At 61.9% G+C, this 10,729-nt stretch carries 10 protein-coding genes; 6 read left to right on the forward strand and 4 right to left on the reverse strand.

Annotation, left to right across the window (positions count from 1 at the left end):
- The first annotated feature begins 37 nt into the window (after nt 1-37).
- The 6 genes from SIC14_RS08840 to SIC14_RS08865 are packed head-to-tail and all read left to right on the forward strand — an operon-like array spanning nt 38 to nt 4,727.
- The gene (locus SIC14_RS08840) at nt 38-715 is read left to right on the forward strand and encodes a cell division ATP-binding protein FtsE (RefSeq protein ID WP_412565457.1); all 678 of its coding nucleotides are present in this window, start codon (nt 38-40) and stop codon (nt 713-715) included.
- Nucleotides 712-1,614, forward strand: coding sequence for a cell division protein FtsX (locus SIC14_RS08845; protein WP_412565458.1), 903 nt, complete (start codon nt 712-714; stop codon nt 1,612-1,614). The genes SIC14_RS08840 and SIC14_RS08845 overlap by 4 nt, the downstream gene beginning before the upstream one ends.
- Nucleotides 1,614-2,354: a lysophospholipid acyltransferase family protein gene (locus SIC14_RS08850; protein WP_412565459.1), complete on the forward strand. Its 741-nt coding sequence runs from the start codon at nt 1,614-1,616 to the stop codon at nt 2,352-2,354. The genes SIC14_RS08845 and SIC14_RS08850 overlap by 1 nt, the downstream gene beginning before the upstream one ends.
- A 16-nt stretch (nt 2,355-2,370) precedes the next feature.
- Nucleotides 2,371-2,976 carry a pyridoxamine 5'-phosphate oxidase family protein gene (locus tag SIC14_RS08855; protein ID WP_412565460.1) on the forward strand — a complete coding sequence of 202 codons (606 nt, stop codon included), beginning with the start codon at nt 2,371-2,373 and terminating at the stop codon, nt 2,974-2,976.
- 27 nt (nt 2,977-3,003) lie between these two features.
- The gene (locus tag SIC14_RS08860) at nt 3,004-3,384 is read left to right on the forward strand and encodes a hypothetical protein (RefSeq protein WP_412565461.1); all 381 of its coding nucleotides are present in this window, start codon (nt 3,004-3,006) and stop codon (nt 3,382-3,384) included.
- Between the two features lie 44 nt (nt 3,385-3,428).
- The gene (locus SIC14_RS08865; protein WP_412565462.1) at nt 3,429-4,727 is read left to right on the forward strand and encodes a PepSY-associated TM helix domain-containing protein; all 1,299 of its coding nucleotides are present in this window, start codon (nt 3,429-3,431) and stop codon (nt 4,725-4,727) included.
- Nucleotides 4,728-4,773: 46 nt separating this feature from the next.
- Here SIC14_RS08865 and SIC14_RS08870 read toward each other — a convergent pair whose 3' ends face one another.
- The 4 genes from SIC14_RS08870 to odhB all read right to left on the reverse strand — a co-directional run bounded on the left by SIC14_RS08870 (nt 4,774) and on the right by odhB (nt 10,726).
- On the reverse strand, nt 4,774-6,291 hold the full coding sequence (locus tag SIC14_RS08870) for an ABC-F family ATP-binding cassette domain-containing protein (protein WP_412565463.1): 1,518 nt from the start codon (nt 6,289-6,291) through the stop codon (nt 4,774-4,776).
- 362 nt (nt 6,292-6,653) lie between these two features.
- Nucleotides 6,654-8,042 carry a dihydrolipoyl dehydrogenase gene (gene lpdA / locus SIC14_RS08875; RefSeq protein ID WP_412565464.1) on the reverse strand — a complete coding sequence of 463 codons (1,389 nt, stop codon included), beginning with the start codon at nt 8,040-8,042 and terminating at the stop codon, nt 6,654-6,656.
- 116 nt (nt 8,043-8,158) lie between these two features.
- Entirely contained in the window at nt 8,159-9,154 is a 996-nt protein-coding gene (locus tag SIC14_RS08880) for a glycosyltransferase family 2 protein (RefSeq protein WP_412565465.1), read from the reverse strand.
- A 60-nt stretch (nt 9,155-9,214) separates the two neighbouring features.
- Complete coding sequence (gene odhB, locus SIC14_RS08885) at nt 9,215-10,726, reverse strand: 2-oxoglutarate dehydrogenase complex dihydrolipoyllysine-residue succinyltransferase (protein ID WP_412565466.1); 1,512 nt, start codon at nt 10,724-10,726, stop codon at nt 9,215-9,217.
- Nucleotides 10,727-10,729: the final 3 nt, after the last annotated feature.

Genomic DNA, 10,729 nt, shown 5'->3' on the forward strand with positions numbered 1-10,729 from the left:
TCGTGCAGAAAAAGACCGCAATCAAAGGGGACAGCCGGTGATCGAGCTAGACAATGTGGCCTACAGCTATGGCGGGGGCGAACTGCTGAGTGATATCTCGCTCAAACTCTCGCCGGGCTCGTTCCATTTTCTGACCGGCCCCTCGGGTGCGGGTAAAACCACCTTCATGAAGCTCTGCTACGGCGCCTTGCTGCCCACCGCCGGCCATGTGCGGTTGTTTGACCGCGATGCACGGTTGATGGACCGTGATGAAGTGGCACTGAACCGGCGCCGGATCGGCGTCGTGCATCAGGACTGCCAGTTTCTGGATCACCTGCCGATTTCGGAGAACATTGCGCTGCCGTTGAATGTCTCAGGGCGCGACAATATTGATGAGCTGGCCAACCTGAAAGAGCTGATGGCCTGGGTTGGCCTCAAACACCGCGCTGAGGCCCTGCCGCCGGAGTTGTCGGGCGGTGAACGTCAACGTGCGGCGCTGGCGCGCGCGGTGATCATGTCGCCGGATGTGATCCTGGCGGATGAGCCGACCGGCAATATCGACTGGGAGATGTCGCAGCGGTTGCTGCGCCTGCTGGTCGAACTGAACCGGATGGGCAAAACCATCATGGTTGCGACCCACGATATGAACCTGATCCGCGCTGCCAAAGGCCAAGTGCAGGCGCGTGTGCTGCGGATCGCCAACCGTCGGGTGCAGCTTGCGGGGGCGGATCTATGAGTGTTTTCAAGCGCCTGACCACATTGTTTGTGCCGGATGCACAGGCGGATCGGGTGGTGCCGCCCACGGGGTTTACCGCCAATCTGACCACCTTCAGCGCCATCGCTATGGGATTTCTGGCGGTCTTTGCCCTGTCGCTGACGCTTGCCTCGGGCCGGTTGGCGGATCGCTGGTCGACGGAATTGGCCCGCTCGTCCACGCTGCGGATCTCGGCGCCCGAGGATCAGATGCAGGCGCAGGTCACAGCTGCGTTGCGGGTGCTGGAAACCACACCGGGTGTCGACAGCGCCCGCGCGCTCAGCGACGCAGAGCAACAGGCGCTGCTGGAGCCGTTCTTTGGCCCTGACCTGCCGGTTGATGAACTGCCCATCCCACAGCTGATCGAGATTAACGAGACCGCGCAGGGCTATGACAGCACCGGCCTGCGGCTGCGTCTGGCAGCCGAGGTGCCCGGTGCGGTGCTGGATGACCACACCCGCTGGCGCAAACCGCTGGTCGAGGCGGCCACCCGCATCCGCCTGTTGGGCTGGGCGGCCTTCCTGCTGATTGGCGGCGCAATGGCAGCGATGATCTCGCTTGCGGCCCATGCGGCGCTGTCGGCCAATGCGCAGGTGATCAAGGTGCTGCGCCTGGTGGGGGCGGAGGACAGCTATATCGCGGGCGCCTTTGTGCGCCGATTCACCTATCGCGGCTTCATGGGGGCAGGGATCGGCGCCGGTCTTGGTGCCGTCTCGGTCTGGCTGATGCCCGAGGCACAGGCGGCAGGTGGCTTCCTGACCGGTCTTGGCTTCCAGGGGCTGCACTGGCTCTGGCCGCTGGGCATTCCGCTATTGGGCGGCGGGGTGGCCTTTGCGGCGACCCGGGCTGCGGCCCTACGTAAACTCAAGGAGATGCCGTGATGGCTTACGCTTGGCGCTGGCTGCGCAGCCTGATCTTTAACGCACAGATGTATGTCGCAATGGCAGTGCTGGGAATTGTCTATTTCCCCTGGGCGCTGTTCAGCCGCCGCGGCGCTTTTGCCGCCTGCAAAGCCTATTGCCGTTGGGTGATCTGGACCGCCAGCTGGATGGTCGGGCTGAAAAGCGAAGTGCGCGGCGAGGTACCAACCGATGAGGTGATCGTTGCGGCGAAACACATGTCTTTCCTGGACATCATCCTGATCTTCAACGCCATTCCGGCGGGCAAGTTCATCATGAAGCGGGAAATCCTCTACACACCGATCATTGGCCAATATGGCTACCGGATCGGCTGCGTTCCCGTGAACCGCGGCAAACGCGGCAAGGCGATCAAAAAGATGGTGGCGGATGTGGCCAAGGGCGTGCAGCATCCCGGTCAGCTGGTGATCTATTCGCAAGGCACCCGTGTCGCACCGGGGGTGAAGAAACCCTATAAGGTGGGCACCCATGTCCTGTCCGAAGAAACCGGTCAGGATGTTGTTCCGGTGGCAACCAATGCCGGAGTGTTCTGGCCCAAACGCGGCGTGATGCGGCAGAAGGGTACTGCAGTGGTGGAGTTCATGCCGCGCATTCCGACAGGTCTGGACCGCGACAGCTTCATGGCGCAGCTCGAAGAAGAGGTCGAAGTGCGCTCCAACGAATTGATGCGCGAAGCGGGGTTCACATTCCCCGATGAGGCGTGAGGCAAAGGATCAGGCGATGAAATGGGTTGAGGACACCGCAGAGCTGGAAGCTGTCTATGGCGAGGCGCGCGGGGCCGCGATTGCCAAGGTCGCCAAGCGGATCACGCCGGAATACCGCCGCTGGATCAACGCCTCGCGGTTCTGTGTAGTGTCGACCGTTGGACCGGAAGGCGCCGATGGCAGCCCACGCGGCGACGAAGGCCCGGTGGTGCTGGAACTGGATGAGCGCACGCTGGCCATGCCCGACTGGCGCGGCAACAACCGCATCGACACGCTGCGCAACATTGTCCGCGATCCACGGATTGCGTTGATGTTTCTGGTGCCGGGTTCTGCCAATGCGGTGCGGGTGAACGGTCAGGCGCGCCTCACCTTTGACGCTGACCTCTGTGCCCGCTTTGAAAAGAACGGCAAACGGCCAAGATCCGTTATCGTGATCCGGATCGAGGAGATTTACGTCCAATGCGCCCGCGCTATTATTCGATCCCGCCTGTGGTCCGGCGCGGACGAAAGCGGCGACCTCCCCTCGATCGGGGACATCCTCAGTGCCATGACAGAAGGCGACATTGACGGCGAAGCCTATGACCGCGATTGGCCCGACCGCGCGGCGCAGTCGATGTGGTGATTTGACGGGTTGCGGAGTGCCCGCGAGTTGTGCTTTCTCAGCGCCATGATCCGCACCTTTGGATATACGCTTTTGGTTCTGGCCACTGTTGTGGGTCTGCTGTTGCCGAAGATGTCGGCGGTGGTGGCCACATTGGTGCCCGGTGTCATGGTGGTGACGATCTGTACCGGTTCCGAAATGGTGACGCTGACGCTGAACGCAGATGGCGAACCGGTGGAAGAAGTGGAGCCGGCGGTCGATCACTGTGTGCTGGCTGATCTGGTGCAGAAGGAACCTCAGACAGAGGTCCCCTGGGTCGCTCTGGCGCGCAGCTACCGCTGCCCCTTTGTGGCCAATCCCAACCCCTATCAAACCTGCGATTACCTCCGGCAGCAGGATCCGCCCCGCGGTCCCCCTGCACTGGTTTGAGTTTCCCAAAACCCAAATCTAAATCACCGTAGGAAAATCGAAAAATGACCGACGCAACACTGTCGGCGCGCCCCGAGTCTGTCTCGGGCGGTGCGCTCTATCGCCTTGTCTGGAAGTGGCACTTTCTGGCCTCTCTTTATGTTCTGCCCTTTTTGGCCATGCTGGCTGTCACCGGCGGCATCTACCTTTACAAACCGCAGATCGAACGCTGGCTTTATGCCGATCAGATGTTTGTAGCCGCCGCTGATGTTGTGCTGCCGATTGAGCAACAGCTCATCGCGCTGGAGGAAGGCCCAGGGGTGAAACGCCTGCGCGGCATCACGCAGTATGAGGACGCAACCCGCGCAACCTTGGTGGAGTTCAATACCGCCGAAAACATCCGCAGCTACGCCTGGATCAACCCCTATACCGGCGCATTGCTGGGCCATATCCCGCGAGATGAAACCGCGATGCGGATGCTGAAGAAGTTTCACGGAGAGCTGCTCTTGGGCAGTTTCGGCACCAAGTTCGTCGAACTTTCCGCCCATTGGGCCATCGTCATGTTCATCACCGGTGCCTACCTGTGGTGGCCGCGCGGACAGCGCTCGCTGGCCAAGGCGGTGAGCCTGCCCAAAGGAGCGCTGGCCAAACGCAGCTGGTGGCGCGAAACCCATCTGTTTACCGGTATGCTGGCCACGGTGCTGGTGGTGCCCATTCTGGTGACAGGGCTGCCGTGGACGGATGTCTGGGGTGGTGGGCTGAGTTACATTCAGAAGGAAACCGGCCAGAAAAGCGGCAGCCTGCGGTTCTCTCGCAAGGTGCCAAATTCCACCACCAGCGCAGGCGAAACAATTGCCTATGCGGAGGTGTTCGCAATCGCCAAGACTGAAGGCCTGGTTGCCCCCTATGAAATGCGCCCGCCCAAGAACGACAACGCCGCTTTCTGGATCCGTTCGGCCAGTCGTGACCGTTCAGAGCAGACCGAACTGATTGTCGATCAATACAGCGGTGCCGTACTGAAACGGCACGAATTTGGCGACAATCCGGTGGTGGCCCGCGCCGTTAGTTGGGGCATCTCTTTCCACCAAGGGGAGATGTATGGCTGGCTGAACCTGGCACAGAACACCTTGGCGGCGGTGCTGGCCCTTGTCCTTTCGGTCAGCGGCTTTGTGGCCTGGTGGAAACGTCGCCCTGCTGGGGGGCTTGGCGTGCCAGCTGCGCCCGAGGCCTCGCTGGGCTGGGGCATGGCTGTGCTGGTGGTGGTGCTGTCGCTGCTGCTGCCCCTGATGGGGGCCAGCCTGATTGTGGCGCTGATCCTCGACAGGGTGCTGTTCAGCCGCCTCGGCTGGTTCCAAAGCGCCTGAAGAACCACCACAGACGAAGGCCGCCCCTGGGGGGCGGCCTTTAGCATTAGGCAGCGTTCATTTCACCTATCAAGAAATCCTCGGGGCTGTCGACCTCCACCAACTTCTTGCCTTGGATCCACCAGAACCGGTTGCCAACATTGCGCAGGAAACTGCGGTCATGGCTGACCAGCAGACAGGCCGCGCCATGGGCGATCAGCTCTTCTTCCAGCGCCTCTTGCCCCTCGATGTCCAAGTGGTTGGTCGGTTCGTCCAACAGGTAGAAGTTCGGCTGCCGCAGTCGCAGCACCAACATCGAAAGCCGCGCCTTTTGCCCGCCAGAGAGCGCACCGATAGGCGTGTCCTGCATCTGTATTCGCACCCCCGCGTTGGCCAGCGCAGAACGTGCCCGTTGATCGCCAATGTCAAACTCGGTTGTCACTGTGGACATCGGCGTCGCCTGGTCGTCCAACTGGCTGAGGTGCTGATCTGCATAGCCCGGCACCATTGAGGGCGCGCAGCGCAGCCCCGCGACATCCTCTGTGAAAGCGCGCTGCACGGCCGAGATCAACCGCGTCTTGCCAGTGCCATTGGCCCCCAACAGCACCACCCGGTCGCCGGGGGAAATCCACTTCTGCCCAGTGCGATAAAGCGGGCGGCCGTCGGGCGTTTCCACGCTGACATCGTCAAGCGATACCAAGGCCTTGGCATGGGTGCCGCTGTTGGTCAGGCGAATGTCCCCGGCGCTGCGTTCGTTATGGGCGGCCTTGGCGGCGCCCTCGATCTGGGCGGCGCGGGCGGTCAGCTGTTTGGTTTTGGTCAACAACAGGTCCGAGCCTGAGTTGATCCCGACGTTCTTTAGCTTCGCCGCCTGCCGCCGCAGGGCTTGCGCCTTGTTCAGGTCATTGGTGTGTTTGCGTTCATCAGCTGCGTCCGCCTCGGCCAATGCTGTGCGGGCTGGGGTAAACGGCAGCGGGAACAGCCGCGCATGATCCGCGCGCAGGAACAGGGTGCGATTGGTCACCGCGTCTAGAAAGGCACGATCATGCGAGGTGATCACAACCGGCAGGTCCCGGGGCAGCGCCGCCAGCCATTGTTGCAGCAGCGCAATCCGGTGCAGGTCCAGATGGTTGGTCGGCTCATCCAGCAACAAGAGGTCCGGTTCGGTGATCCAAACCGCCGCCAACATCGCCGTGCGTTGCCAGCCACCGCTGAGGGTTCGCAGCGGTTGATGCTGCAAGTCGTAGGGCACCGAGAGCTCATCCAGCAGCACATCCACCCGCCAGCTTTCATAGTCCTGCTGGTCCGGCGGCAGGGCTTCCAGCACAAAATCATAAAGCGTCTTTGCAAGCGCTGCATCAGGCACGTTTTGCTGCACATAGCCCACCCGAAGGCCACGGGCGCGGGTGATGTCGCCGATGGTCGGCTCAAACTCACCGGCCAGGCAGGCCAGCAGGGTGGATTTCCCCCGCCCGTTCGCGGCCACAAGGCCAACGCGGTCCCCTTTGGAAAGGGTCAGGGTCAGGTTGGAAAACAGCGGATCGCCCAGGGTCACGCCCAAGGCATTGGTGTTCAAAACAGTCATGAAGGTTCTCGGATCAACAAAAACGGGCCGCAAAGGCGGCAAAACGGGCAGAACACCAGTGGGGCCGGTCAGGCCTTATGTGATCCTGCCCTGCAAACGCATTTACAGGGCGTGACGGGGACCGTGCTGAAGTAGGTATGTGAACCGCAGATCCAGCATGTGCCCTCCTGTTGTTGGCTGGTTTCCGATGCAGGGAGGCTAGGGGATCGTGGCAGAATAGGCAATAGCCTGCGCAAAACGCGACCGCGTTACCAAGACAACCATCCGCTCCACCGTATGAAGAGAGGCTAGCGGCCATAACCACTGGAAAAGAAAAGGCCACCCCGAAGGGTGGCCTTTCGCTGTCTCTCTGATCTGTTGGATCAAACGTGGATGGCGCCGTCGCCGCAGGCCAGTGCGGCTTCGCGCACCGCTTCCGAGAAGGTCGGGTGGGCGTGGCAGGTCAGGGCGATGTCTTCGGCGGAGGCGCCGAATTCCATGCCGACGCAGATCTCGTGGATCAGATCCCCCGCCGACGGGCCGATGATGTGGCAGCCCAGGATGCGGTCGGTTTCTTTGTCCACCAGCAGCTTCACAAAGCCTTCGCCCTGATGCACGGCTTTGGCGCGGGCATTGCCCATGAAGGGGAATTTGCCAACCTTATAGGCGCGGCCCTCTTCTTTCAGCTGTTCCTCGGTCTTGCCAACGGTGGCCACTTCGGGGGCGGTGTAGATCACGCCGGGGATCACGTCATAGTTCACGTGGCCAGCCTTGCCGGCGATGCAATCGGCGGCGGCCATGCCTTCGTCTTCGGCCTTGTGCGCCAGCATCGGGCCGTCAATCGCGTCGCCAATGGCGTAGATGCCTTTGACGTTGGTCTGCCAATGGGCATCGGTTTTGATCTGACCGCGGGGCGAAATTTCGACACCCAGCGCTTCCAGACCCAGACCATCGGTGAAGGGCTTGCGACCGGTGGCAACCAGCACCACATCCGCGTCCAGCACCGCCTCGGAGTCATCCTTGCGCAGCTTGTAGGTCACTTTGGCTTTGGTCTTGGTGGTGTCGACCTTCTGCACGGCGGCGCCCATGACAAATTTCAGACCCTGTTTTTTCAGCATCCGCTGGAAGGTCTTCTGCACCTCGCCGTCCATGCCGGGGGTGACCTTGTCGAGGAATTCGACCACGGTGACCTCGGTGCCCAGACGCTGATAGACCGAGCCCAGTTCGAGGCCGATCACACCGGCGCCAATGACAACCATTTTCTTGGGGATCTTCGGCAGTTCCAGTGCACCGGTGGAGGAGACGACGATCTTCTCATCAATCTCAACACCGGGGATCGAGGACGGCTCGGAGCCGGACGCCACGATGATGTTCTTGGTCTCATAGACTTCGTCGCTGACCTTGACCTTGCCCGCCTCGGGGATCGAGCCCCAGCCTTTCAGCCAGTCGATCTTGTTCTTTTTGAACAGGAACTCGATGCCCTTGGTGTTGCCGCCAATGACTTCGTCTTTGTAGGACAGCATCTGGGTCCAGTCGACCGAGGGGGATTTGCCTTTGAGGCCCATCTTGGCGAAGTTGTGCTCTGCCTCATGCAGCTGGTGGCTGGCGTGCAGCAGCGCCTTGGAGGGGATGCAGCCCACATTCAGGCAGGTGCCGCCCAGCGTTTCGCGGCCTTCTACACAGGCGGTTTTCAGACCCAGCTGGGCGCAGCGGATTGCTGCAACATAGCCGCCGGGGCCGGCGCCGATTACGATGACGTCATATTGTGCCATGAGGTGTCTCCGTCAGGATTTTATCTGTTGTTCTACATGTTGCGGGCGGGGGAGGGGGCTGTCTGCCCCCCGGCCCTTACGGGCCGCCCCCCGAGGATATTTCGACCAAGAAGAAGTCATGTGCGGGCTGTCTCCTTCGTCCATAGGCGGCGCTGGCTTTCGGTGAGGATAGCGTTGCGGCGGGTTTCGAACCAGTCCCGACAGTGCTGCTCGGCTGCGGCGATCCCGGGCAGGGCGCGCAAGGCTTGCAGGCGGGCCTGAGTGGCAGGCAGGTGGCGCAGGATGGCGCGGTCTTCCACATCGTTGCGGTTGGCCATTTGATGCCAGCGCGAACCAAGGTGGTATTTGCTGTCGCCCTGTTTGCCCTGCCCGTCACCGCGGTCGTTTTTCATCAGGTAGAGGTCCTGAGATTTCACCGCATAGTGGTTTAGGCGGGCGGTTGTGGCGGCGCAGGCCAGATCTTGCGGGCGGAACCGCGAGGATTTTCGCTGCTGCAGGGTTTTGTTCGACAGGGCAGTGCCGTCGGCGTTGACCACTTTGGGATCGGCGACGGTGGGGCGCTGGGGGTTGTGATCCGTGGCAGCGTCAAAACTGCCAACGCGGAATAGGCATTTCGATTTGCTGGTGCCGGGGGTGGGGCCGGGTTCAGCGCGGGTGAAGCGTTCCAGCACGTTGTCGCCGGCGGTCCAATGGGTTAGGCCACTGTCACCGAAGTTGCGCCAGATCAGCGGTACGCAGTCCGCGCCCTGCACGTTTTGCATCAGGTTGGGGAGCGTGCCGTCGCCCGCCTCGATCAGCAGAAATTCATCGCTGTCGATATGCAGGCACCAGGTGGTGTTGTTCTGGCGCAGGTGGGTGAGGACGTGGTCCATACCCTTGTCCTGCGGGTTGTCGCCGGGGGGGAGGGACTGGCGGATGTGGGTCAAGACGCCGTGGCCAGCCAGCAGGTCCAGCAATGTGTCGGAACCGTCGGTGCAGTCGTTGGTCACGATCACCACCTCATCAAAGCCAAGGGCCTGATGATAGGCGATCCATTCCAGCACAAAGATCCCCTCATTGCGCATGCAGGAGGTTATGGCGATCTTGTCTAGCAGAGGGGAAGGGCCGGACATCGCGTCCTCATCGCAAGCAAAGGGCTGCGCCAGTCAAAGGACCGGCGCAGCGAAAGGGTCTTACAGATCCATCAGCAGGCGGCGGGGATCTTCCAGCGCTTCTTTGACGCGCACGAGGAAGGTCACGGCGCCTTTGCCGTCGACGATACGGTGGTCATAGGACAGCGCCAGATACATCATCGGACGGATCACAACCTGACCGTTGATCGCCATGGGGCGGTCCTGGATCTTGTGCATACCGAGGATACCGGACTGCGGGGGGTTCAGGATCGGCGAGGACATCAGCGAGCCGTAGACACCACCGTTGGAGATTGTGAAAGAGCCGCCCTGCATTTCGGCCATCGACAGTTTGCCGTCACGGGCGCGTTTGCCCTTTTCGGCAATGGCTTTTTCGATGTCTGCGAAAGACATGCTGTCGGCATCCCTGATCACCGGAACCACCAGACCTGTTGGCGTGCCGGCGGCGATGCCCATGTGCACGAAGTTCTTGTAGACGATGTCAGTGCCGTCGATTTCGGCGTTGACCTCTGGCACTTCTTTCAGCGCGTGGCAGCAGGCCTTGGTGAAGAAGGACATGAAGCCCAGTTTCACGCCGTGTTTCTTCAGGAACAGTTCTTTGTATTCGTTGCGCAGGGCCATCACCTCGGTCATGTCGACCTCGTTATAGGTGGTGAGCATGGCCGCGGTGTTCTGGCTGTCCTTCAGACGGCGGGCAATGGTCTGACGCAGGCGGGTCATTTTAACCCGCTCTTCACGCGAGGCATCGTCAGAGTCGACCGGGCCGCGTGGCACGGCAGCAGCGGCAGGCGCAGCTGCGGGGGCCGGGGCGGCGGGTGCTGCGGCGGCAGTGGCCACGGCGCGGGCCACGTCATCCTTCATGGCGCGGCCATCTTTGCCGGTGCCGGTGACAGCGTCGCGGCTGATGCCGGCCTCTGCCATGGCTTTCTTGGCGGAAGGCGCATCCTCAATGTCCTTACCAGTTGCGGCAGGGGCCGCAGCAGGCGCGGCAGCTGCGGCCGCAACGGCGCCAGCGCCCGAGGAGATCACGGCCAGTTTGGCGGTGGCGTCCACGGTAGCGCCTTCTGCGGCAACGATTTCGGCCAGTACACCTGCGGCGGGGCTGGGCACTTCGACGGAGACCTTATCGGTTTCCAGTTCGCAGAGCATTTCGTCCTGTGCAACCGCATCGCCAACCTTTTTGAACCAGGTCGAAACAGTGGCTTCCGACACGGATTCACCCAAGGATGGCACCATCACGTCAACGGCCTGTGCCTCGCCTGACGGGGCGGCAGCGGGGGCAGCCGCGGCGGTGGGGGCCGATGCGGCTGCAGCGCCGCCTTCCGAGATGTTGGCCAGGAGGGCGTCAACACCCACAGTGGCGCCTTCGGCGGCGACGATTTCGGCCAGCACACCCGCGGCGGGGCTGGGCACTTCGACGGTGACCTTATCGGTTTCCAGCTCGCAGAGCATTTCGTCTGCGGCCACGGCATCGCCGGGCTTCTTGAACCAGGTGGCGACCGTGGCTTCGGTCACGGATTCGCCAAGGGTGGGGACGCGAACTTCAGTCGTCATGGG

The organism is Thalassobius sp. MITS945101 (assembly GCF_047123305.1).
Taxonomy (GTDB): domain Bacteria; phylum Pseudomonadota; class Alphaproteobacteria; order Rhodobacterales; family Rhodobacteraceae; genus Thalassobius.

Bases quoted from the DNA above. Each gene is read 5' to 3' on its own strand.
- SIC14_RS08845 (WP_412565458.1), top strand. From the start codon at position 712: ATGAGTGTTTTCAAGCGCCTGACCACATTGTTTGTGCCGGATGCACAG.
- SIC14_RS08850 (WP_412565459.1), top strand. From the start codon at position 1,614: ATGGCTTACGCTTGGCGCTGGCTGCGCAGCCTGATCTTTAACGCACAG.
- SIC14_RS08855 (WP_412565460.1), top strand. From the start codon at position 2,371: ATGAAATGGGTTGAGGACACCGCAGAGCTGGAAGCTGTCTATGGCGAG.
- SIC14_RS08865 (WP_412565462.1), top strand. From the start codon at position 3,429: ATGACCGACGCAACACTGTCGGCGCGCCCCGAGTCTGTCTCGGGCGGT.
- SIC14_RS08870 (WP_412565463.1), bottom strand. From the start codon at position 6,291: ATGACTGTTTTGAACACCAATGCCTTGGGCGTGACCCTGGGCGATCCG.
- lpdA (WP_412565464.1), bottom strand. From the start codon at position 8,042: ATGGCACAATATGACGTCATCGTAATCGGCGCCGGCCCCGGCGGCTAT.
- SIC14_RS08880 (WP_412565465.1), bottom strand. From the start codon at position 9,154: ATGTCCGGCCCTTCCCCTCTGCTAGACAAGATCGCCATAACCTCCTGC.
- odhB (WP_412565466.1), bottom strand. From the start codon at position 10,726: ATGACGACTGAAGTTCGCGTCCCCACCCTTGGCGAATCCGTGACCGAA.